This window comes from Arthrobacter sp. V1I7 (assembly GCF_030817015.1).
In the GTDB taxonomy this organism is placed as follows: domain Bacteria; phylum Actinomycetota; class Actinomycetes; order Actinomycetales; family Micrococcaceae; genus Arthrobacter.
The window spans coordinates 777,344-799,297 of the sequence record NZ_JAUSYS010000001.1; the positions used below are offsets into that span (position 1 = coordinate 777,344).

A 21,954-nucleotide genomic window follows, 5' to 3' on the forward strand; every position below is an offset into this window, starting at 1 on the left:
TCAGCGGGAGCCGCGGCGCTGGTCCAGGGCCCAGCGCCAGGCCCGCTGGGCCCAGTCCGTGGGCTTGCCCTCAATCAGCAGCTTCCGCGTGTGGACGTCGAGGACCAGTAGGTAGAACGTGAAAAGGAGCGCCGTCACAAACGCCAGCGACGACACGTCCACGGCCAGCTCCACAAAGGACCAGACCGAGAGCTGGTCCTGCGCACCGAACACCACAAAGAACGTCACACCGACGTAGAGGCACCGGATCTGCCAGTCGTTCCGTATGCCAGTGACTGCCAGGAACGGCACAAACCACAGGATGTACCACGGCTGGATGATGGGCGAGAGCATCACGACGGCGGCGAAGGCGAGGGCCATCCGGCGCACCGCCCGCGAGTAGTCGCCCCGGAACATCAGCAGCAGGACCAGCCCGACGGCCGTCCATTTCATGCCGGTCCTCAGCAGGTCCGCGAAGGTGCCGCCGGGCAGTCCCAGCACATTGCCGAGGAACTCCACCTGCTGCCCGAGGAAGCCCGACGGCGAATAGCCGGTGTAACCCGGCGTCGGATCCATGATGGCCCAGACCCAGCCCACGCCCAGGTTGTACGGCAGGCCGCTGACGGCCAGCACGGCGAAGCTGATCCCCGCCGTCGCGCCCCAAATGAGGAACTTACGGGTCCACGAGGCAGCCGGCCCGGCCCACATGATGCCGATGAACGGGAGCAGCAGAACTGTGATCGGCTTGATCCCGATAGACGCCGTGACCAGCAGGATTCCGGTCAGGTAGCGCTTCGTCGCGGCATAGTAGACGCCGGCAACCGCGAGACCCACCATCAGGGCATCGTTGTGGGCGCTGGCCACGAAGCTGATCAGGAACAGCGGGTTGGCCACTGCGATCCAGAGTGCCCGCGCGCCGTTGATGCCGTGCAATTCGGCCAGCTTGGGCACGTAGATGACGCAGAGCAGAACACCAACGCCGGCGAGAAGGCGAAAAAGCAGGACGGACACGTCGGGTTGTGCGCCCGTCAGCCCCACAACGCCGCGGGCGAGCCACAGGAAGTAGGGCCCATAGGGCGTCCTGTTCTCAGCCCAGGCAGGGTCCGCGCCCAGGGAAAACCAGTTATTGAGCGTGGAGATGCCGACTTCATAGGGGTTCTGGCCCTCCATGACCAGGCGGCCCTGGCCGGTGTAGGCGTATACATCCCGGGAGAAGATCGGAACGGCCAGCAGGAGGGGCAGCGACCACGCGGAAATGGCGATCACCACCGACCGTAAGGACGATTCGCCCCAGCCCCCTAGCCGCTGGCCGAGCCGAAGCCAGGAGCGCATCAGCAGCATCGCCCCTACCGTCAAGAGGACGGTGGACAGGGTGACGCCCCAGCCCTCCGTTCGCAGGGCGATGACCACCGGCTGGCGGATCATGGGTGAGCCGTTGGCGATCCAGCCCGTTCCGATGGAACCGACAAACATCATCAGGGCGCCGAGAAACCCCTGCCAGATGGCCGGGTAGGCCCGGCGCTTGGATGGGGCGGCGGTTGCAGCAGGCGCACCGGACTGCGGGAGTTCCGACCCGGCTGCCGTCTTTTTCGACGGGGCCGTGGAACTCTCCGAAGAGCTGAGGTGTGAACCGCCTGCCGTCATGTTTGTCTGGTCCCCTACTTACGTTACGGCGCTGGCCGGACCACCTATAGGCCGCTCTACAACCACGCCATTTTAGCAGTTGGGCAGCGGCATGCCCCAGCCCTGCGACCTGAACCGCATCCATAACAACGGGAAATATGGGCGAATCCCCGACTGACGGCCTCGGTCACGTTCAGAACCAGGAACTTGCCGGACACCTGGCAGAGACGCCTGGCTGAACGGCCTAGCTTTCTTGAAGATAGGCAGCTAGGGTTTCGGCATGGCACTTCGATCCGACTGGTCCGCACGAAACTGCAGCATGGCCCGCGGCCTGGATATCCTCGGCGACCCGTGGGGCATGCTGGTCCTCCGTGAAATCTTCTTCGGCAACGGCCGCTTCGACGCCATCAAGGCGCGGTTGGAGGCGGCGGATTCCGTGCTGACCAAACGCCTCGCGGCGCTCGTCGACGCCGGGCTGCTCACCCGCCGGCCCTACGACGACGGTGGCCGCACCCGCCAGGAGTACGTCCTCACCGACAAGGGCGAGGACGCCCTTCCGGTGCTCAACGCCGTCGTTCTCTGGGCCGAAAAACATCTCCCCGCGCCGTCCGAGCAGGCCCATATGCTCGTGATCCATTCGGGCTGCGGGGCCGCCACCTCCTCCGCCGACACCTGCACGGCCTGCGGGGCACGGATCACGGCGGACAACACCAGCTGGCACAGCCTCACGCGTACCACCGAGCCGGTACCCCTCGCCACCTCCCCGCGCACGTCCTCGAAGGCCCCCTCCCAGCACGGAACCGCTGCATGAGCGCGCCTAAAACCACCCTCCTTCCCGCCCGCGAGCGGCGGCTGCACCCGGCCTGGATCGTGGCGGCTGTCGCTTTCCTCGCGCTGGTCGGCGCCGCCGGCTTCCGCGCCGCTCCCGGTGTGCTGATGGTGCCGCTGCAGAATGAATTCGGCTGGTCCACCACGGTGCTCTCGGCAGCCGTCAGCATCAACCTCGTGCTCTTCGGCCTCACGGCCCCGTTCGCCGCGGCCCTGATGGAACGTTTCGGCATCCGCGCCGTCACCTCCGTGGCGCTCGTGCTGATCGGGGCCGGCAGTGCGCTGACGGTGCTGGTGAACCAATCCTGGCAGATCCTGCTCACCTGGGGGCTCCTGATCGGGCTCGGCACAGGCTCGATGGCCCTCGTCTTCGCCGCCACCATCGCCAACACCTGGTTCGCCCGGAGCCGCGGTTTGGTGATCGGCATCCTCACCGCGGGCAGCGCGGCCGGGCAGCTGGTCTTCCTGCCCTTCATCGCCATGCTCGCCCAGGACCCGGGCTGGCGCCAGGCCTCGCTGCTGATCGCCGCGGGGGCGCTGGCCGTCGTCCCGCTCGTGCTGAAATTCCTCAAGAACTCCCCGGCCGATGCCGGCGTGCTGCCGTACGGTGCCGATCCCGATGCAGTCGGGGAACCAGTCGCCGGAGAACCGTCTACCGGAAAGCCGGAAACGCCGTCGGATCCGGCGGAATCCGTGGAATCCACGGAGCCGCGCCGGAACGCCGCGATCCGGGCGCTGCAGGTCCTCAAACGGGCCAGCAAGGTGCGGACCTTTTGGGCCCTCGTGGCCGGCTTTGCTATATGCGGGGCCACCACCAACGGTCTGATCGGCACACACTTCATCCCCTCCGCCCACGACCACGGGATGGCCCAAACCACCGCCGCGGGCCTGCTCGCCGTCGTCGGGATCTTCGACATCGTCGGGACCATCGCCTCCGGCTGGCTCACGGACCGATACAACCCGCGGATCCTGCTCGCGGTGTACTACCAGTTCCGCGGCATAGGGCTCCTGGTGCTTCCCCTGCTGCTCAGCGCCACCGTGCAGCCCAGCATGATCGTGTTCGTCGTGATCTACGGCCTGGACTGGGTGGCCACCGTCCCGCCGACCGCCGCGATCTGCCGCCAGGTGTTCGGTGCCGATGGCAGCGTGGTATTCGGCTGGGTCTTCGCCGCCCACCAGCTCGGCGCTGCCGCTGCGGCCCTGGCGGCGGGCGCCATCCGGGACTCCACAGGCCAGTACACCTATGCCTGGTTCGGGGCCGCCGCGATGTGCACTATCGCCGCCGTCATCAGCGCGACTATCCGCATGGATGCCGGCAAGCGCGAAGCCGTGCCGATCCCGGGCTAGCTGGCTATAGGTCTTGTCAATAGCATCGTCGGGCATGCGGCAGTGCCTCCTCGGTGACGCGGCGGCGGCTTTTGTGCTGTGGCTTGCGGTTTGCGGCTGGGGCCCGACGTCGAGGGATGGGGCAGCGCCCACGCTGACTTATGCGGCCTCTGTGTGTACAGGGTCATCTGGCGTCGTTCGGGCTGCTGCCATGGGCGAAGGGCCGGGCGCCAAGCTAGCCTCGGCGTAACGCGTGAAGCGTCCGCCATAGCGGAAACGGCGTCTGATCCGGCCCTTCGTCGGTTCCAGCGTCTCACCGCTGAGCCGGGTTGTGAAGGGCTTCCGGGCACCTCCTTGATCGATCCGGACCGGGCGCTGGCTTTCCGGGCCGCCATGATCGTGCGCCGCGGCTTGTCGCTGTCAACGTCGTTCGTCCTCGCTGCGCTGCGGGCGCTCCACGTTGACCGCTCCGTACGCCGCGGTGCGGCCGGCAGCTATCCGGGAAAGCCTGGGGGTTTGCTCAGGCCCAGTGCGCGGGGTCGTAGGCTGTCTGGTCACGCACCAAGGCGTAGGCGATCCGGTTGGCACGGTGCGCCATCGCACAGGCGACGACGCCACCGTTCTTCCCACGCTCCTTCAACGCGGCCGCGTGGGCGCGGCTGGGCCCGTCGCAGAGCCATAGGCCAATGCCCAGGTCGATCAGCGCCCGGCGCAGGGTCACGCTGCCTTCGCGGCTGATGGAACCGTCCCGGCGCCTGCCGGCGGACTCGTACTGCATCGGAGACAGCCCTGAGGCCCGATAGACCTGAGACGGTCCGGGCCAGCGGTGCGGGTCGCCCACGGCGGCACCGTAATTCCCGGCCCGGACCGTTCCCCAACCGGGGACCGTGATCAGCGTGGCAAAAGGACTACGGGGCAGCAACGCGGCCATCGCCGCCTCGGCCGCCGTTACCTGGGCGTCCAGGTCCGACAACAACACCAGATCCGCGGCCAAAACCTCCCTGGCGACGGCAGCGTCAGGCATTGGCAACGCATCCCGTGCGGCCGTGACCAGCCCTTCCGCCACCGGCCGTCGCACCTGCAGTCCCCGGACGGCCGCGAAACGGATGAACCGGCCGGCGCCCAGGGCCGCCAGCCTGTGCGGATCGGCAAAGTGTTCCGCGACGAACCTGCCGACCTTGGTGCCCAACACATCGGGCAGAACCAGGCCAAGCCCTGGGAAACAGCGGTCCAGCTGGCCCAGCAGTTGGTTCTTCGTGGCAGTCCGGGTCTGGACCCGTCGCCTCCGATGCGCGGACCAGGCAGCCAGTTCACCGATGACCAGCTCCCGGGACCGCACCGGAACCCCGCGGCCGGCGAGTACCAGCTCGGTGATCGCCTCAAGATCGATCGCATCGGTCTTGATTCTGCGCCTGCCCTGGACACGCCGTTGCTCGGCGACGTGTGCCGGATTCAGCTCCAGTACCTCCCACCCGGCAGGCCATGCAGACGGTGCCAGCAAAGGACGATGGTAGTGGCCTGCAGCCTCTATCCCCACCTTGACCAGGGCCCCGGCAACGGGCAGCACGCGGCGGACACGTGCCAGAACTGCCTCAAGCCCCGGCGCTGTCATCTTAAAATCCACTTGACCCAGCAAACGCCGGCGATCTGCGCCCGTGACCGACAACGCGACCGTCGACTTTCCCACATCGACAGCAACAACAACAACCGTTGGCGCCCGCACCACAGCAACATCAAGAGACATCATCTCCACCTCCGGAAAGTGACAGGAGGATCCCACGGCCCAGCGCCAGATCCTCAAAGGAATCTGATACTTCCCTTCTGGCATCTCCGGAGGTGTTTGTGAAGGAACAACTCAACTCATATCAGCTGAAGGCCGCGAGGCCGGTGATGTGCTGGCCCAGGATCAGGGTGTGGACCTCGTCGGTGCCCTCGTACGTGCGCACCGATTCGAGGTTTGCGGCGTGCCGCAGCGGCGAATAGTCCAGGGTGATCCCGTTCCCGCCCAGGATGGTGCGGGCCTCGCGGGCAACGGCGATCGCCTCGCGCACATTGTTGAGTTTGCCCAGCGAGATCTGCTCGGGCCGCAGCTTCCCGGCGTCCTTGAGCCGGCCCAGCTGCAGCGCCAGCAGCGTGCCCTTCTGGATTTCCAGCAGCATGTTCACCAGCTTCTCCTGCGTCAGCTGATAGCCGGCGAGGGGCTTGCCGAACTGCAGCCGCTCCTGCGAATACTTCAGCGCGGCCTCGTAGGAATCCCGGGCCGCGCCCATCGCGCCCCATGCGATCCCGTACCGCGCCTCATTCAGGCAGGTGAACGGACCCCGCAGCCCGAGGGCGGCCGGCAGCAGCGCCTCGGAGCCCAGCCGGACGCCGTCGAACGTGACATCGCACTGAATCGAGGCGCGCATCGAAAGCTTCTGCCCGATCGGCGTCGCGGTGACCCCGGGGGTTCGTGCGGGGACCAGGAAGCCGCGGACGCCGTCGGCGGTTCTGGCCCAGACCACCAGCACGTCCGCCACCGAGGCAAGCCCGATCCAGCGCTTGGCGCCGTCCAGGATCCAGCCGGCGCCCTCGCCCGGGCCGTCCCGGCGGGCGGAGGTCGTCATCGAGGCGGGGTCCGAGCCGGCGGCGGGTTCGGTCAGGGCGAAACTGCCGATCAGTTCGCCGGCGGCCATCCGGGGGAGCCAGTGCTGTTTTTGCTCCTCCGAGCCCCACTTGTGGATCGCGGTCATGGCCAGGGAACCCTGCACGGAGACGAAGGTCCGGATGCCGGAGTCGCCCGCTTCCAATTCCATGGCGGCCAGGCCGTATTCGACGGCGGTGCGCCCCGGGCAGCCGTATCCCTCCAGATGCATGCCGAGGACGCCGAGTTCGCCCAGTTCCGGGGCCAGCTCCAGCGGAAAGACGCCGTCCTCGTACCATTCGGCGATGCCGGGGCGGATCCTCTGGTTCGTGAAATCGCGGACCTTTTCCCGTACGGCCAGCTCCTCCGCGCTCAGCAGGGAATCGATCGCCAGAACGTCCGAAAGGTCGGCGGCTTCAGCAGTGCGGCTCATGCCAGCATCCTACGGCCGCTCTGGCGCAAGCGCGCCGCTCGCGGGCTGGCGCTGCAGGAAGTAACCGCGGGTTGACGGGGCGAAGCGGCAGACGGCGGCCAGCACCACGCCCAGCGCCAGCAGCACCACGCCGCTGATGAAGGCCCCGCCGACGCCGAAGATCTGCGTGTCGCCGTAGCCCGGATCCCACATCTGCACGGCCGAGACGAAGAATGCCGCGGTCAGCAGGAGGGCGCCGATCAAGGGCAGGATCCCGCGGAACCAAAGGTTGCGGGCCGAGCGGCCAAGGGTGGCGCGGAAGTACCAGACGCAGGCGAAGCCGGTGAGGGCGTAATAGAAGGCGATGAAGAGGCTGATGGAGCTGATGGAGTCCGCCAGCAGGTTCTGGCTCAGGAGGCTCATCAGCACGTAGTAGGCAACCGCTGCGGCGCCCATCATCCGGGTCGAGAACCCGGGCGTCTGGTAGCGCGGATGCACCTGGCCGAACTTCGGCGGCAGCGCGCCATGCACGCCCATGGAGAGCGTGCCGCGGGCAGTGGGGAGGATGGTGGTCTGGGTCGAGGACAACACCGACGCCAGGACCGCTACGATGATCAGCCAGCCCCAGGGGCCCAGCACCGCGTCTTTCATGGCGAGGAAGACGTCGCTCTGGTTGGCTTCATTGCCGAGGCCGATCCCTTCCGTGCCCACGGAGGCATACATCATCACCAGCAGGGCGACCGAGACGTAGATGGCCACGAGCACGAACGCCGAAATGACCGCGCCCCGGCCCGGCGTGGTTCTCGGATGTTCTGTCTCCTCGTTCACGGCCAGGCAGGTGTCCCAGCCCCAGTAGATGAACAGGGCCAGCAAGGCGCCGTGCACCACGGCGCCCGGGTCGGCGAAGGCCCCAACCGGGTTGAACCACGCGAAGTCGAAGGCCTGGCCCGCGGTGGCGTCACCCGACACCCCGGCGGCAATCTGGACGATGATGGCGACGGCAAAGATGCCCAGTGCGACATATTGCACGTAGGTCAGGACCCGTTGGACATGCTCTCCGAGCCGGATGCCGCGGTAGTTCACGAGGGTCATGAAGACGATGAACAGCACGCCGGTGGCCGTGACCACCAGGCTGTTCCCGGCCACGGAACCGTCGCCGACCAGGAGCCACAGATACTGCCCGGCGACCTGGGCCAGGTTGGCGAGGACCACGACGCCGGCGAGGGCCACGCCCCAGCCGCCCAGCCAGCCCGCCCATGGGCCGAAGGCGCGGCGGGCCCAGATGAACGTGGTCCCGCAATCCGGCATGGCGCTGTTTAGCTCGCGGAACGCGTAGGCGATGAAGAGGACCGGCACAAAGCCCAGCAGCAGGATCAGGGGTGTGTAGTTGCCGTTCACGGCCACGATCAGGCCCAGGGTCGCCGCGAGCGAATAGACCGGCGCGGTGGAGGCCAGCCCCAGCATGACGGAGTCGCCCAGATCCAGGATCCCGGCGTGCAGCCCTTTGGCGGGAACCGGAACCGGGCCGCCGGCCGCCGTCGTCGACTCGAGGCTCATAGGACGATACCTGCCTTGCTGGTGTGGTCTTGGCTCGACGTCGGAAACAGCGGAGCGGGTGCGTCGATCGTGTTCGGCACAAAGCGGCAGAAGTAGTCGGTGACGGGGCCATCGGATTCGCGGATTCCGCAGCCGACGGATTCGCCGTCGACCACCCACAGGCCCAGCACCGGACGGTTGCCGTCGAAATCGGGTAGGGCGTGGAACTGCTGGTAGCACCAGCCTTCCCGGCCGTAGCCGCCGGGCTGTTCGAGGTTGATGCCGGCGGCGTGGATTTTGATGTTGTCCCCCTCCCGGCCGTGCAGCGGCTTGGCCACCCATTCCTTGAGCGGACCGGGTCCGTCCAGGTAGGCCGGGAGCAGGTTCGGATGGTCCGGGTAGAGGTGCCACAGTGCGGCCAGCAAGGCCTTGTTCGAGAGGAGCATCTTCCACGCCGGTTCCACCCAGCGCGGGCTGTGGGCGCGCTGCAGCAGCCGGTGCCCGAACGGCTCCTTCATCATCAGTTCCCAGGGGTAGAGCTTGAAGATGGTGCTGATGACGAAGTTGTCGAGGTCCACGAAGCGGTTGAGGTTGGGGTCCCAGCCGATGTCCGACATGTTGATGCCGATGGTGGTCCATCCGGCCTGGCTGGCGACGTCCCGCATGTAGGCCGCGGTCATCCAGTCCTCCCCGGATTGCTCTGCCTCGGAATGGGCGACGTGGAGAGTGCTCATTCCGGTGCGGTACTGCAGCTTCTTCCATTGCCGGATGAGGGCCTCATGGATGCCGTTCCACTGGTCCTTTTCGGGAAACACGTCCTGCAGCCAGAACCACTGGGCGACAGCGGCCTCGATGAGTCCGGTGGGGGTGTCGGCGTTGTACTCGAGCATTTTTGCTGGGCCGCCCTGGCCGTCGTAGATGAAGTCGAACCGGCCGTAGACGTCCACGTCACCGGCCTGCAGTGACTCCGCCGCCAGCTCGAGGGCCTGCGGCCCGATGCCGATGGTGCCCATCGCGCCGGTGGCCAGGTACTTCGCTGCCTCCAGGCACATGCGGTGCATGTCTTCGGCGGTCTGTTCGAGCGCCTCCACCTCCGCCATCGCAAACTCATAGTAGGCGCCCTCATGCCAGTACTCGATGTTCGTGCCGTCCGGCATGGCGGTGGTGGAGAACACCAGGCCCTGTTCTTCGATCCGCTGTTTCCAGTCAGGCCTCGGCTTTGATCCCAGTCGTTTCATTCCTTAGCCACCGGTGCTTCCACCCTTGGAGCTGCTGCCGAAGCCGCCCCTGCTGACGGTGCCGCCTTGGGTGCTGTAACCCGTGGACGCCTTGGCGCCCGGCGGCACGGTCCTCGTGTAGCTGGGGTAGCTGGCGCGGTTCTGCCCCAGGGCGGGCACACTTGAGCCGCGGGAGTAGAAGTACCAGGCGTAGAGCGCGGAGGTCCGCCCCGCGCTGCTGCTGTTGTCACACTGGGTGTCTTCGACACGCTGGCCGGTTTCCTCGTTGAAACAGACCTGCGCGTAGTCGGGATCCTCCGCTTTGCTGGCAACAATGGCGGTGATGGTGCCGGCCAGGAGCGCTGTCACACCCAGCCCGACGACGACGGTGCGCCGTTGCGAGCGCTTCTTCCGCGCCGCGGCACCGGCCAACTCGCGTTCCCGCTCGCGTTCGAACGGGTCGAACACGGCGCCCGGCGTCATGGCGTTATCGGGAAGACCCGGTGCCTCACCGGGAGGACCCGTGGCGTCCTGGGGCTGGGCGGGCTGACCGGCCGGGTTCTGCAGCTCCGGGCGGAGCTCGGGCTTGGGCACCTGCCACGGCGGCGGCTTGGGCTCGCCGCCTTTCCTGGGCAGCTCCTCGCCGTCGTGCTTGCCCTGATCCATGGTCTCCCCTGCTTCCGTCCTGAGGGCCGGGGCGATCCGCGCCGCGGACGCTGCCGTGCCACAAGCCGTTCCGAATTCTGATGCCAGCCTAACCGGCTTACCGGCTTGGGCAGAGGAAAATGCCCGGAAAACTCCCGGTGACCGCTGCTTCGCCCCGTTAGCGGGGGACCGGCCTACACTGGTGCCATGAACACTGCATCTGTGCTTGCCGTGTGCCGGGTTCACCAGCTGCTGACGGACCCCGGCAGTGTCGGCGTGACCGCGATCGACAAGCGTGCCGTCGACGGACCTGTCCGGGTGCACAAACTTGGCCTGCACGGAGACATCCAGGCGAGCCGGATCGACCACGGCGGCGAGGACCAGGCGCTGTACGCCTACTCCCAGGATGACGCGGACTACTGGACCGGGGAGCTGCAGCGGGAGCTGCCGCCGGGCATTTTTGGCGAGAACCTGCGCATCACCGGGATCAACGCCACGAACGCCATCATCGGCGAGCGCTGGAAGGTCGGACTGGACGTCGAGGTGGAGGTGACCTCGCCCCGCACACCCTGCGCCACGTTCCAGCGGCGGATGGACGAGCCGCGGTGGGTCAAGAGGTTCGGCGACGCGGGCAGGGTGGGCACCTATCTCCGGGTGGTCCGCACCGGCAGCATCCAGGCGGGGGACCACATCCACCGGATCTTCGTTCCTACGCACGGGGTGACGATCGGCAAGTGGTTCAGCGATCCCACGGTCGAGGACATGGAGGCGCTGCGGGATGCGGACGCCGACGGCCAGATCCGCCTGCAGCCTGAGTACCACGAGGAATTCGCGAAGCTGCAGCGTCGTCTCGGGGGGTAGCGGCCCGCCTTCCGGCCGCTGGTGATATTGCCCGTGTGCGCAAGCTCACCGCCGTCGTCGGCCGCCCGGTTACCTAACCGTGGATCCATGCCCTACAATTGAACTATCCCCCACTCCGGAAATCCCTTATTTCCTGCCCAATTCTTGAGGCAAGACTGGTAAGTGTTGGGGCCCGCGCGAATGAGATGCGGGCATTTTCATAGGGAGAGCCGGCTAAAGAAAACGCTGTACAGACTGCTGGGATAGCAGCCAAGAGATGCAGCGGGAAGTCCTGCCACGGGATTGCGAAAGCGCCGGACTTCTATGTGACCGGCCGGTCAAGTATGCCCGGCAATTACGGCACGCGTACTGCGGCTCCGCTCACCTCGGGTTGTGCCGCTTGGCCCCTATGGATGAGGAAAATTCACCTATGCCCGAAAATCAGAACAACTCCGCCGACACCGAAAACAACCAGGTCGACGTCGAGACTTCTGAAACGGCTGCCCCCGCAGCCGAGTCCGCCCCGGTAGCCACCGAGGCTCCTGCCGCCACCGAGGCTCCTGCCACCGAGGCTCCTGCCGCCGAGCAGGCCGCTGACACCAAGTCTGCCGACACTAAGTCCGCCCCGTCCAAGGACGAGGAAACCGAGGATGAAGGCGTCAAGTTCGTGGACCTCGGCATTGACGGCCGCGTCCTTGCCGCCCTGCAGGACGTCGGCTACGAGAAGCCGTCCCCGATCCAGGCAGCAACCATCCCGCTGCTGCTCGAGGGCCGCGACGTCGTGGGCCTGGCCCAGACCGGCACCGGTAAGACTGCAGCATTCGCAGTACCGGCGCTGTCCCGCCTGGCCGAGCTCCACGACCTCAACGGCCCGTCCCGCAAGACCCAGGCCCTGGTGCTCGCTCCGACCCGTGAGCTTGCCCTCCAGGTTGCCGAGGCCTTCACCTCCTACGCCAAGCACATCGATGACTTCACCGTCCTCCCGGTGTACGGCGGCTCCGCCTACGGCCCCCAGCTCGCCGGCCTGCGCCGCGGCGCCCAGGTTGTTGTCGGTACCCCCGGCCGCGTCATCGACCACATCGCCAAGGGTTCCCTCGACCTGTCCGAACTCCAGTACCTGGTGCTGGATGAGGCTGACGAAATGCTCCGGATGGGCTTTGCCGAAGACGTGGAACAGATCTTCCAGCAGACCCCCGCGGGCCGCCAGGTTGCGCTGTTCTCCGCCACGATGCCGAGCCAGATCCGGCGGCTGTCCAAGCAGTACCTGAACAACCCGGCCGAGGTCCAGGTCAAGTCCAAGACCACGACGGGCGCCAACACCCGCCAGCGCTACCTGCAGGTCATGGGCCCGCACAAGCTGGACGCGCTGACCCGCATCCTTGAGGTCGAAGAGTTCGAAGGCGTTATCGCTTTCGTCCGGACCAAGATGGCTACCGAGGACCTTGCCGACAAGCTGCGTTCACGGGGTTTCCAGGCTGCCGCCATCAACGGCGACATCCCGCAGCAACAGCGTGAGCGCACGGTCGAGGCGCTGCGTGACGGCAAGATCGACATCCTGGTCGCCACGGACGTTGCGGCCCGCGGCCTTGACGTTGAGCGTGTCAGCCACGTGGTCAACTACGACATCCCGCACGACACCGAGTCCTACGTGCACCGCATTGGCCGCACCGGCCGTGCAGGCCGTTCCGGCGACGCCATCCTCTTCATGACGCCGCGGGAGAAGTACCTGCTGCGTTCCATCGAAAAGGCGACCCGCCAGCCGGTGGAGCAGATGCACCTGCCCACCGCGGAATCGGTCAACACCCTGCGCCTGGGCAAGTTCGCCGAGAAGATCACCGAGACGCTTGCGTCTGAGGACGTCGCCGCATTCCGCGACCTCATCTCCTCGTACGAAGAAGAGCACAACGTACCGGCGTCCGAGATCGCTGCTGCGCTGGCCGTCATGGCCCAGGGTGGTCAGCCGCTCCTGGTCAAGGAACTGCCGGCCGCTCCGGAATTCCAGAAGCGCGAGCGCTCCAAGGACGGCTTCGGCTCCCGCGGCCCGACCCGCACCCTGACCGAGGGCAACGCCACCTACCGGATCGCCGTCGGACGCCGTCAGCGCGTCATGCCGGGTTCCATCGTTGGCGCCATTGCCAACGAAGGCGGCATTTCCTCGGCCCAGATCGGCGGCATCGACATCCGTGCGGACCACTCCCTCGTGGAGCTCCCGGCGGACCTGAGCCCCGATCAGCTGAAGGCCCTGTCCCGCACCCGGATCGGCGGCGAGCTGATCCACCTTGAGCTGGACAACGGCCGTTCGCCCGCGGCCGAGCGTGGCGGCTACCAGGGTGGCAGCCGCGGCGGCGACCGTGGTGGCTTCTCCGGCGGCAGCGACCGCGGCGGCAACTTCAAGGGCAACGGCGGCTTCAAGCGCGAATTCCGCAAGACCGACGGCGAGCGGTCCTCAGCTGACCGTGGCGGACGCTCCTTCAGCGACCGCGCCGAGCGTGGGGTCGGCTCCGATTCCCGCAAGCCGCGTACCGAAGGTGGCTTCAAGCCCCGCAACAAGTGGTAATCACGCCTCTTGTGTGAATTGAGGACGGGCCGGCTTCCAGCCGGCCCGTTCTTGCTTTAAGTTCGCTTGGTCACACCCGGTCCCGACAATGTTCCCGGACCGCGTGCGGTGCCGTCCTGAGGCCGCCGGCGCCGCGGATTTCCGGGACTTTTCGGAGTTCCGGACCCGTCTGGCGGCCGATTTGTTGAGCGGGCAATCTTCCGGTAGAGTATTTACTCGTTGCCCCCCTAGCTCAGTGGTAGAGCGCGTTCTTGGTAAGAACGAGGTCACCGGATCGATTCCGGTGGGGGGCTCTGAATGAGGGCCTGTGTCAAGGCGGTTTTGACCGGCTTAGCGCAGGTTTTCCTCATTTACGGCGGTGTAGCTCAGTTGGTTAGAGCGCACGACTCATAATCGTGAGGTCGGGAGATCGAGCCTCCCCACCGCTACCAGTCCGGAAGCCCTCTAGATCCCGAGATCTAGGGGGTTTCCCGTTTCCGGGACCTGCCGGGAAAATTCCTTCGGTCGCCGGGCGAACGGCTATCGTTCCTGTAGGACAAAAGACTAGTGGGGGACATATTGTGATGGCCACACCTTTGGAAGGGCTCACTAAGAGGGCAACTGCGAAGAAGGCGGCGTTCCGTCCGGACATTCAGGGCATGCGCGCATTGGCTGTGCTTGGTGTAGTCCTGTACCACGCCGGTATACCGTGGCTCCCGGGGGGCTACATCGGGGTGGATGTCTTCTTCGTGATTTCGGGATATCTGATCACAGGTCTGCTGTTCAGGGAGTTGCAGGATACAGGGCGAATTGCGTTGGGGAGTTTCTACGCTCGCAGGATCCGACGCCTTCTTCCTGCTTCCGCAGTCGTGCTGGTTGTGACTCTCGCGGCCGCCAAGCTACTTCTGCCTGCTTTTCTGCTTGCTGACGTATCGAGGGATGCGATGGCGACATCGGCTTTCCTGTCCAACATGCTCTTTGCGTACACGAGCACCGACTATCTTGCCGGAACTGCGCCATCCCTGTTCCAGCACTATTGGTCCTTGGCCTTGGAGGAACAGTTTTACCTGGTCTGGCCGCTCATCATGGTGGCCGCTGCCGGGGCGGCGCTGGGGCGGCGCAAGCGTATCGGGGTCGTCCTCTTCACGATATGCGTGGTATCACTGGCTGCCTGCATCATCCTGACTCAAATCGACCAGCCCTGGGCGTTTTTCGGCCTCCACACCAGGGCGTGGGAGCTAGGAGCTGGAGCGCTTCTGGCATTGTCATCCCCTGCCGTCAGAAGATTGCATCCCTGGTTGCACCGAGCCCTGGCATGGTCGGGTCTGGCACTTATCCTGGGGTCGATGGCGATCTTCACGGAGGAACTCATATTTCCCGGGTGGGCAGCAGTTTTCCCAGTCCTTGGCACCGTTGCACTCATCGCGGGCGGCTGCGGAGAAACGCAACCCCTCGCCTTCCTCAGCAGCAAGACCACACAGTATTTCGGCAACATCTCATACTCCCTGTACCTCTGGCACTGGCCGCTTCTGACAATTCCCGTCCTGATGTGGGACGGAGACACACCTTGGTGGATGAATGCAGCGGGCGTGGCTGCATCTATCGGATTGGCTCACCTGACGGTCAAGTTCGTGGAGCGGAAATTCCAGCATGCCGCAATTTTTAGTCAACCGGTACGTCGAAGCTATGCGCTCGGGGCAGGGCTGACGATTGTCGCCATGCTGGCCAGCTTCGGGCTGGGCCGGCTACCCTCTCTTGATGCTGGCCGGCCAGCATTGGCTCCTACCAACTCGCAGCGGCAAGTCCCAGCAGTCGCCGGGTTCGTGCCATCGGATTTGTCACCGAGCATCCGGGACAGCGGCAAGAGTCTTCCTGTCATTTACGAAGATGGATGTCATGTAGGCTTCGGGGCGACTTCGTCACCGGACTGTACCTATGGGGCTGAAGGAGAGTCGGAGACCGTCGTCCTCTTCGGGGATTCTCACGCTGCACAATGGTTTTCACCGCTGCGCCAGATAGCAGAAGAATCGAACATTAAGCTGGTCAGCCTGACCAAGTCCTCGTGCCCATCCGTGAGCCTCACAGTACGGAAGAGCTCCTCGTCCAAGTATCCAGAGTGTGATATTTGGAGAGCAAACGCCATCGACCGAATCAAAACACTAAAGCCATCGGTTGTGATCATTTCAAATTATTCGTCCAGTTACAGGGCGCTGGGCCAAGCCGGTCCGGCCGGGTATGCCGCCGCTTGGAAATCTGGCCTCGCTGCGACACTTGACCGACTGCCCCGGGAAACAGCCGTTGTGGTGCTCGGCGACACGCCCACGTGGCCCGAATCCCCAAATGTCTGCCTGTCTGCTCACGTTACAACGGCCGAGGTCTGTGCAGCTCCGCTGAGCGGCCTTCGGGACAAGGAGTCTTTGACGATTGAACGAAAGGTTGTTCAATCCGCGGGAGGAAAATTTATCTTGCCGTCTGAGTGGCTTTGCGGCGACAGGTGCTCACCTATCGCTGGGAACGTCTTGGTCTACCGCGACGAGCACCATGTAACAGACGAGATGGCCGCGACCCTCGCCAGCAGGCTCAAACCTGTGGTGGCCCGGGCACTCCGCGAGTAATCCGTGCCGGGCAGCGGCGACGTGGGACAGAATGGGTCCATGACGCGAATCGCAATCATCGGCGGCCACGGAAAAGTGGCCAGGGAACTGTCAAAGATCCTCACAGCGGGCGGGCAGGACGTCACGTCCTTCATCCGCAACCCGGATCACGCGGCCGCCGTGGCCGCCACCGGCGCGACGCCCGTCGTCCTGGACGTCGAGAATTCGACGACGGCGGAAATCGCCGGGGCACTGCGGGACCACGACGCCGTCGTTTGGTCCGCCGGAGCCGGCGGCGGAAACCCCGAGCGTACCTACTCAGTGGACCGGGACGCCGCGATCCGTTCGATGGACGCCGCCGCCCGGTCCGGCGTCGGACGCTACGTCATGGTGTCGTACCTCGGAGCCGGAGCGGACCACGGGGTCCCGGCGGACAACCCCTTTTTCCCCTACGCGGAGGCCAAGGCAGCGGCCGACGCCTACCTGCGCGGTACCGGCCTGGACTGGACCATCCTCGGCCCCGGAACGCTCACCGGCGGACCCGGCACCGGCCTGATCGACGTCAACCCGGACGGCACCTGGCAAGGGACCGATACCGCCCGCGCCAACGTGGCCCTCGTCGCGGCAGCGGTCCTGGGGCTGCCCGCCGCCATCGGACGGACCATCGAGTTCCGCGACGGCAGCCTGCCCATCGCGTCAGCCCTGGAGACCGTGGCCTAGACCGGCCCGGGAAGCTCCAGTTCCAGCGCGTGTTCCTCGACGTAGTCCAGGGCATGCCGGATGGCGCCCATCGTGACGATCGAATCGCCCAGCGGCGAGACCGTCACGAGCGGCGGCGTGGCGGTGAAGCGGGGGAGCAGGGCGCTGATGCGGGGGAGCAGGGCGCCGGCGGACTCGGCCACTGCGCCGCCGATCACCACCTGCTCCGGGTTGATCAGGCTGGCGATCGAGGCAATCACGCGCGCCATCCGTTCCGAGATCCGGTCCAGAATCTGCAGCGCCGCAGGATCCCCCGCGGCGGCGTCCTCGAACACCCGCCGCGCGCTGGCCGCCCCTCCGGTCTGCGGGCCGCCGCCGGCCGCGGACCACTGCCGGGCCAGGCTGGCGATGCCGTCGCTGGAGCCCACGCCGTCGAGCATGTCCAGATAGCCCATCTCCCCGGCGGCGCCGCCCCGGCCGTGCAGCAGCCGGCCGGACTCCATCACGCCGGCGCCCAGCCGTTCGCCGGCCAGGAGCACGACGAGGTCATCGACGCCGGCGCCGGAACCGCGCCAGCGTTCACCGAGTGCGGCAAGGTTGGCGTCGTTTTCCAGCAACACCGTCCAGCCGTGCAGCTCCTTGAAGGCGGAGCGGAGTCCGACGTCGAACAGGCTCCAGAAGTGCTGGGTCACCAGGACGTTGCCGTCCCGGTCCACGGGGGCGGCGATGCCGGCCCCGGCAGCGAGGACTCTGGCAGGATCCGTCCCCGCCGCCGCCAGCGCCTGCCGGCAGGCCCGGTCCACGACGGCGATCCGCTCCTCCGCGGGGATGTCGACAGCGCGGAAGGCCTCGCTGGAACGCGCGACGACGGTTCCCCGCAGATCCGCGACGGCGGCCGTGGTGGTGGCGGCGCCGATGTCGAGGCCGAGGACGTGACCGGCCTCGTGGTTGAGCTCGAAGCGCCGGGCCGGCCGGCCCTTCCGGAGGGTGCCCGGCGACTCGGGGTCCCGCTGGGGCGTGTCCAGTTCCCGGATCCAGCCGCGCCGGATCAGGTCCTCGCAGACGGCGATCACGGAGGCCCGGGTAAGTCCGGTCCGGGCCATCAGCTCCGTCCCGGTGGCCGTGTTGAGCCCGCGGACAATCCCGAGGACCGCCTGGGCGTTCACCCGGCGCAGGAGCTGGGGCGTGGCGGCGGCGGCCTGCGGCATCAAATCTTGACCTTCCCCTGATCCGGGACCCATAATTGTTCAGGCAATATATTTAGCTTGTATCTAAAATACCAGAAACCGGTTCCGAGCTCCCGAAGGATCATCCCTTGACCAACACCGCCACGCTGGCAACCCTGTCCGGTTCCGACCTCGCCGCCGACCCCAATTGGTGGCGCCAGGCGTCGGTGTACCAGATCTACCCGCGCAGCTTCTCCGACTCCAACGGTGACGGCCTGGGCGACATCAAGGGCATCACGGCCAAGGTCCCGTATCTGAAGGAGCTCGGGATCGACGCCGTCTGGCTGAGCCCGTTCTACCCCTCCGCCCTCGCCGACGGCGGCTACGATGTCGACGACTACCGCGACGTGGACCCCAAGCTCGGCACCCTCGCGGACTTCGACGAGATGTCAGCCGCGCTGCACGCCGCCGGCATCAAGCTGATCGCGGACATCGTCCCGAACCACTCGTCCGACCAGCACGCCTGGTTCAAGGAGGCACTCGCGGCGCCGAAGGGATCCGCCGCGCGTGAGCGCTACATCTTCCGGGACGGCAAGGGCGAGAACGGCGAGATTGCGCCCTCGGACTGGGAATCCGTCTTCGGCGGCCCCGCCTGGGAACGCATCACCGAACCCGACGGCACACCCGGGCAGTGGTACATGCACATCTTCGCCAAGGAGCAGCCGGACCTGAACTGGTCCAACCGCGAAATCCGCGATGATTTCCTCAAGACCCTGCGCTTCTGGTCCGACCGCGGCGTGGACGGCTTCCGCGTCGACGTGGCGCACGCACTGACCAAGGACCTCACCGAGCCGCTACTGTCCAAGGTCGAGCTCAGCCCGGCGGGGTCGGGCGCCGACGGCCACGATGACGGCTCGCACCCGTTCTGGGACCGCGACGAAGTCCACGAGATCTACGTGGAGTGGCGTGAGGTCTTCAATGAATACAACCCGCCGCGCACCGCCGTCGCCGAAGCCTGGGTCCACGCCAGCCGCCGCGGCCGCTACGCCAGCCCCGAGGGCCTAGGCCAGGCGTTCAACTTCGACCTCCTGCAGGCCGACTTCGACGCCGAGGAATTCCGCGAGATCATCACCCGGAACCTCGCCGAGGCCACCGAATCCGGCGCGTCATCCACCTGGGTCTTCTCCAACCACGACGTCGTCCGGCACGCCACCCGCTACGGCCTGCCCAAGGGCGGCGGCCGGCATGCAAAGGGACAGGACGGCAAGGGCTGGCTGCTGGCCGGCGCTCCGGCCGAGGAGCTCGACGTCGAACTGGGCCTGCGCCGCGCCCGTGCCGCCACCCAGCTGATGCTGGCTCTGCCCGGCTCCGCCTACCTGTACCAGGGTGAGGAGCTGGGACTGCAGGAAGTCGGCGAAATCCCCGACTCCGAGCGCCAGGACCCCACGTTCTTCCGCAACAAGGATGTCGAGATCGGCCGCGACGGCTGTCGCGTGCCGCTGCCCTGGGCAGTGGAGGGCAGCTCCTTCGGCTTCGGCGACGGCGGCGCGCACCTGCCGCAGCCTGCCTGGTTCAGCCGCTACGCGGTCGCCGCCGAGGACGGGGTGGCAGGGTCCACGCTTGAGTTCTACCGCAAGGCCCTGAAGCTGCGGCGCGAACTGCAGACCTCGGAGGAGCTGGAATGGTTCGACTCCGGCAACCCCGATGTCCTGCACTTCAGCCGCCCCGGCGGCTGGCAGACGGTGACCAACTTCGGCGACGAAGCGGTGGCACTCCCGGCCGGTGAGGTGCTGCTGAGCAGCGCACCGTTCGAGGGGAACCTCCTGCCCGGCAGCACCACCGTCTGGCTGCGGTGAGCCGGACGCCTCCGAGCCCCGAAAGCAGCGAACTTCTGACCCAGGAGCCGATCCCCGCCCAGGAACTGATCTATGGGTGCATGGGGCTCGGCGGCAGCTGGTCGGCGGAGACGTACTCGTCCGTGGACGTGGACGAGGCGGCTGCCGCCGTCGACGCCGCCCTCAAGGCCGGGATCACGCTGTTCGACCATGCCGACATCTACCGCAATGGCAAGGCCGAGGCGGTCTTCGGTGAGGTGCTGGCCCGGACGCCGGGGCTGCGGGACCGCATCCGGCTGCAGACCAAGTGCGGTATCCGGCTCAACGAGCAGGGCCTGGAGACGCACTACGACCTGAGCCGGGACGCCATCCTGGCGCGGACCAACGAAGGCCTCGCCCGGCTCCGCACGGACTACGTGGATGTGCTGATGCTGCACCGGCCGGATCCCCTGATGGACCCGGCCGAGGTGGCCTCCGCCGTCGGGCAGCTGATCGCCGAAGGCAAGGTCCGCGCCGTGGGCGTGTCCAACATGTCCGGGCCGCAGATCGACGTGCTGCAGGACCGGCTGGAGACCCCGGTGGTGGCAAACCAGCTCGAGATGAGCCTGCTGAAGCGGGCCTGGCTGGAAAGCACGGTGCTGGTCAACCACGCCGAGGGAACGGACTACAGCTTCCCGCACGGCACGGTGGAGCACTGCGTCCGGCACGGGATCACCCTGCAGGCCTATGGGGCGCTGGCGCGGGGCCTCTACACCGGGGCGCCGTCCGCGCGGCCGACGGTGGCGGAGGAAGCCACCACCGCCCTCGTGGCGCAGCTGGCTCGGGAAAAGGACACGACGGTCGAGTCGATCCTGCTGGGATGGCTGATGAAACACCCGGCCGGGATAGCACCGGTGATCGGGACGGCCAACCCGGAACGCATCCAGGCCTGCGCCGGCGCGGCGGAGGTCGCCGCCGGCATGAGCCGGGCCGAGTGGTACCGGCTCTGGGTCACCGCGCGGGGCAGTAACATCCCCTAGCCTGTGATTTTGGTCGTATGAACACCCCGCAGGGCAGGAATACTTAGCCGGATGGTACCCGGTGCGGATAGCGTAGAGACATGACCTCTACGACCGCAGCCGGGACCATCCGGCCTCAACGCAATGTTCCAGCAGAAATCGCCCGTTCGTGGCTCCTGGTCAACGCGATGAAACCCGAGCTCTTCGACCAGTCCGCCGTCTCCCGCGCGGACGCCATCATCCTGGACATCGAGGATGCGGTGGATCCTTCCCAGAAGGACGCCGCCCGTGCCCACGTGGTGGACTGGCTCACCGGCGGCGGCGCCGCCTGGGTCCGGATCAACGACGCCACCAGCCCCTTCTGGGCCGATGACCTCGCCGGACTCCGCGGCACCCCGGGCCTGCTCGGCGTGATGCTCGCCAAGACCGAGTCCGCTGACCAGGTCACCGAAAGCTTCCACCGGATGGACGGCAAGACTCCGGTGATTCCGCTGGTCGAGTCCGCCGTCGGAATCGAGGAAGCCAACAAGATCGCCAAAGCCCAGGGCGCCTTCCGGCTCGCTTTCGGTTCCGGCGACTTCCGCCGCGACACCGGCATGGCCGCCACCCCCGAGGCCATGGCCTACCCGCGCGCCAAGCTCGTCGTCGCCAGCCGGGTCGGCAACCTGCCGGGTCCGATTGACGGCCCCACGGTCGGTACCAACCACCCGATCCTGCGCGAGCAGACCGGCATCACCGTCACGATGGGCATGACCGGCAAGCTGTGCCTCGCCATCGACCAGACCCACGTCATCAACGAGGTCATCAGCCCGACGCCCTCCGATGTCGCCTGGGCCACCGACTTCATGGCCGACTTCGAGGCCAACGGCCGCGTCATCCGTGACGGCTCCGACCTGCCCCGCCTGGGCCGCGCCGAAAAGATCATGCGGCTCGCGGTAGCCTTTGGGGTGCAGCCGGCCCTGTAGCCGCCCGCACCAGACACGCGACCCCGTGGCCGATACCCGTTATCTGGTCCACGGGGTCTTTTGGTATGTGACGGCGCCTCCCTCGTCATTTTTGAAAGATGAGTTAGGTTAGCCTAAACTTCCTTTGGCCCT

The 21,954-nt window shown here is 66.7% G+C and carries 16 protein-coding genes and 2 tRNA genes; 11 read left to right on the plus strand and 7 right to left on the minus strand.

Annotation, left to right across the window (positions count from 1 at the left end; all coding sequences use genetic code 11):
• Window positions 1–1,623: a polyprenol phosphomannose-dependent alpha 1,6 mannosyltransferase MptB gene (gene mptB, locus QFZ69_RS03725; protein ID WP_306915676.1), complete on the minus strand. Its 1,623-nt coding sequence runs from the start codon at window positions 1,621–1,623 to the stop codon at window positions 1–3.
• Between the two features lie 259 nt (window positions 1,624–1,882).
• Between mptB and QFZ69_RS03730 the strand changes: the two genes are divergently transcribed.
• Window positions 1,883–2,413 (plus strand): helix-turn-helix domain-containing protein, encoded by a 531-nt coding sequence (locus QFZ69_RS03730; RefSeq protein WP_306915677.1) that lies wholly within the window; start codon window positions 1,883–1,885, stop codon window positions 2,411–2,413.
• The gene (locus QFZ69_RS03735; protein WP_306915678.1) at window positions 2,410–3,777 is read left to right on the plus strand and encodes an MFS transporter; all 1,368 of its coding nucleotides are present in this window, start codon (window positions 2,410–2,412) and stop codon (window positions 3,775–3,777) included. Before QFZ69_RS03730 ends, QFZ69_RS03735 begins: the two co-directional genes overlap by 4 nt.
• Before the next feature lie 499 nt (window positions 3,778–4,276).
• Here the strand turns inward: QFZ69_RS03735 and QFZ69_RS03740 are convergent, their stop codons facing one another.
• Genes QFZ69_RS03740 through QFZ69_RS03760 form a run of 5 tightly spaced genes read right to left on the minus strand, consistent with a single transcriptional unit; the run spans window position 4,277 to window position 10,210 of the window.
• The gene (locus QFZ69_RS03740) at window positions 4,277–5,584 is read right to left on the minus strand and encodes an IS110 family transposase (RefSeq protein WP_306915679.1); all 1,308 of its coding nucleotides are present in this window, start codon (window positions 5,582–5,584) and stop codon (window positions 4,277–4,279) included.
• A 37-nt stretch (window positions 5,585–5,621) separates the two neighbouring features.
• Window positions 5,622–6,812 carry an acyl-CoA dehydrogenase family protein gene (locus tag QFZ69_RS03745; RefSeq protein ID WP_306915680.1) on the minus strand — a complete coding sequence of 397 codons (1,191 nt, stop codon included), beginning with the start codon at window positions 6,810–6,812 and terminating at the stop codon, window positions 5,622–5,624.
• A gap of 9 nt (window positions 6,813–6,821) precedes the next feature.
• Window positions 6,822–8,348 (minus strand): APC family permease, encoded by a 1,527-nt coding sequence (locus QFZ69_RS03750; protein ID WP_306915681.1) that lies wholly within the window; start codon window positions 8,346–8,348, stop codon window positions 6,822–6,824.
• The gene (locus QFZ69_RS03755) at window positions 8,345–9,565 is read right to left on the minus strand and encodes a glutathionylspermidine synthase family protein (protein ID WP_306915682.1); all 1,221 of its coding nucleotides are present in this window, start codon (window positions 9,563–9,565) and stop codon (window positions 8,345–8,347) included. Before QFZ69_RS03755 ends, QFZ69_RS03750 begins: the two co-directional genes overlap by 4 nt.
• Window positions 9,566–9,568: 3 nt before the next feature.
• On the minus strand, window positions 9,569–10,210 hold the full coding sequence (locus QFZ69_RS03760; protein ID WP_306915683.1) for a Tat pathway signal protein: 642 nt from the start codon (window positions 10,208–10,210) through the stop codon (window positions 9,569–9,571).
• 186 nt (window positions 10,211–10,396) lie between these two features.
• Here QFZ69_RS03760 and QFZ69_RS03765 point away from each other — a divergent pair, with 186 nt between their 5' ends.
• The 6 genes from QFZ69_RS03765 (at window position 10,397) to QFZ69_RS03790 (ending at window position 16,879) form a co-directional block, all read left to right on the plus strand.
• Window positions 10,397–11,050 (plus strand): MOSC domain-containing protein, encoded by a 654-nt coding sequence (locus tag QFZ69_RS03765; RefSeq protein WP_306915684.1) that lies wholly within the window; start codon window positions 10,397–10,399, stop codon window positions 11,048–11,050.
• A 409-nt stretch (window positions 11,051–11,459) separates the two neighbouring features.
• Window positions 11,460–13,586, plus strand: a complete 2,127-nt coding sequence (locus tag QFZ69_RS03770) for a DEAD/DEAH box helicase (RefSeq protein ID WP_306915685.1) — start codon at window positions 11,460–11,462, stop codon at window positions 13,584–13,586.
• A 221-nt stretch (window positions 13,587–13,807) separates the two neighbouring features.
• Window positions 13,808–13,879, plus strand: a tRNA-Thr gene (locus QFZ69_RS03775).
• Between the two features lie 61 nt (window positions 13,880–13,940).
• Window positions 13,941–14,017 (plus strand) — tRNA-Met (locus QFZ69_RS03780).
• A gap of 132 nt (window positions 14,018–14,149) precedes the next feature.
• Window positions 14,150–16,180 carry an acyltransferase family protein gene (locus QFZ69_RS03785; RefSeq protein WP_306919586.1) on the plus strand — a complete coding sequence of 677 codons (2,031 nt, stop codon included), beginning with the start codon at window positions 14,150–14,152 and terminating at the stop codon, window positions 16,178–16,180.
• Between the two features lie 39 nt (window positions 16,181–16,219).
• Window positions 16,220–16,879, plus strand: coding sequence for an NAD(P)H-binding protein (locus QFZ69_RS03790; protein WP_306915686.1), 660 nt, complete (start codon window positions 16,220–16,222; stop codon window positions 16,877–16,879).
• On the opposite strand, the gene QFZ69_RS03795 is transcribed toward QFZ69_RS03790, so the two are convergent.
• The gene (locus QFZ69_RS03795) at window positions 16,876–18,066 is read right to left on the minus strand and encodes an ROK family protein (RefSeq protein WP_306915689.1); all 1,191 of its coding nucleotides are present in this window, start codon (window positions 18,064–18,066) and stop codon (window positions 16,876–16,878) included. The two genes, QFZ69_RS03790 and QFZ69_RS03795, sit on opposite strands and share 4 nt — an antisense overlap.
• 107 nt (window positions 18,067–18,173) lie before the next feature.
• On the opposite strand from QFZ69_RS03795, the gene QFZ69_RS03800 reads away from it, so the two are divergent.
• The 3 genes from QFZ69_RS03800 (at window position 18,174) to QFZ69_RS03810 (ending at window position 21,822) form a co-directional block, all read left to right on the plus strand.
• On the plus strand, window positions 18,174–19,880 hold the full coding sequence (locus tag QFZ69_RS03800) for an alpha-amylase family glycosyl hydrolase (RefSeq protein WP_306915690.1): 1,707 nt from the start codon (window positions 18,174–18,176) through the stop codon (window positions 19,878–19,880).
• A 50-nt stretch (window positions 19,881–19,930) separates the two neighbouring features.
• Window positions 19,931–20,878, plus strand: coding sequence for an aldo/keto reductase family oxidoreductase (locus QFZ69_RS03805; RefSeq protein ID WP_306919587.1), 948 nt, complete (start codon window positions 19,931–19,933; stop codon window positions 20,876–20,878).
• 80 nt (window positions 20,879–20,958) lie between these two features.
• On the plus strand, window positions 20,959–21,822 hold the full coding sequence (locus tag QFZ69_RS03810) for a CoA ester lyase (protein ID WP_306915692.1): 864 nt from the start codon (window positions 20,959–20,961) through the stop codon (window positions 21,820–21,822).
• Window positions 21,823–21,954 lie beyond the last annotated feature (132 nt).

What these genes read in the sequence shown, in the direction of transcription:
- mptB (WP_306915676.1), bottom strand. Translation starts at nt 1,623, where the DNA reads ATGACGGCAGGCGGTTCACACCTCAGCTCTTCGGAGAGTTCCACGGCC.
- QFZ69_RS03730 (WP_306915677.1), top strand. Translation starts at nt 1,883, where the DNA reads ATGGCACTTCGATCCGACTGGTCCGCACGAAACTGCAGCATGGCCCGC.
- QFZ69_RS03735 (WP_306915678.1), top strand. Translation starts at nt 2,410, where the DNA reads ATGAGCGCGCCTAAAACCACCCTCCTTCCCGCCCGCGAGCGGCGGCTG.
- QFZ69_RS03740 (WP_306915679.1), bottom strand. Translation starts at nt 5,584, where the DNA reads ATGCCAGAAGGGAAGTATCAGATTCCTTTGAGGATCTGGCGCTGGGCC.
- QFZ69_RS03745 (WP_306915680.1), bottom strand. Translation starts at nt 6,812, where the DNA reads ATGAGCCGCACTGCTGAAGCCGCCGACCTTTCGGACGTTCTGGCGATC.
- QFZ69_RS03750 (WP_306915681.1), bottom strand. Translation starts at nt 8,348, where the DNA reads ATGAGCCTCGAGTCGACGACGGCGGCCGGCGGCCCGGTTCCGGTTCCC.
- QFZ69_RS03755 (WP_306915682.1), bottom strand. Translation starts at nt 9,565, where the DNA reads ATGAAACGACTGGGATCAAAGCCGAGGCCTGACTGGAAACAGCGGATC.
- QFZ69_RS03760 (WP_306915683.1), bottom strand. Translation starts at nt 10,210, where the DNA reads ATGGATCAGGGCAAGCACGACGGCGAGGAGCTGCCCAGGAAAGGCGGC.
- QFZ69_RS03765 (WP_306915684.1), top strand. Translation starts at nt 10,397, where the DNA reads ATGAACACTGCATCTGTGCTTGCCGTGTGCCGGGTTCACCAGCTGCTG.
- QFZ69_RS03770 (WP_306915685.1), top strand. Translation starts at nt 11,460, where the DNA reads ATGCCCGAAAATCAGAACAACTCCGCCGACACCGAAAACAACCAGGTC.
- QFZ69_RS03785 (WP_306919586.1), top strand. Translation starts at nt 14,150, where the DNA reads ATGGCCACACCTTTGGAAGGGCTCACTAAGAGGGCAACTGCGAAGAAG.
- QFZ69_RS03790 (WP_306915686.1), top strand. Translation starts at nt 16,220, where the DNA reads ATGACGCGAATCGCAATCATCGGCGGCCACGGAAAAGTGGCCAGGGAA.
- QFZ69_RS03795 (WP_306915689.1), bottom strand. Translation starts at nt 18,066, where the DNA reads ATGCCGCAGGCCGCCGCCGCCACGCCCCAGCTCCTGCGCCGGGTGAAC.
- QFZ69_RS03810 (WP_306915692.1), top strand. Translation starts at nt 20,959, where the DNA reads ATGACCTCTACGACCGCAGCCGGGACCATCCGGCCTCAACGCAATGTT.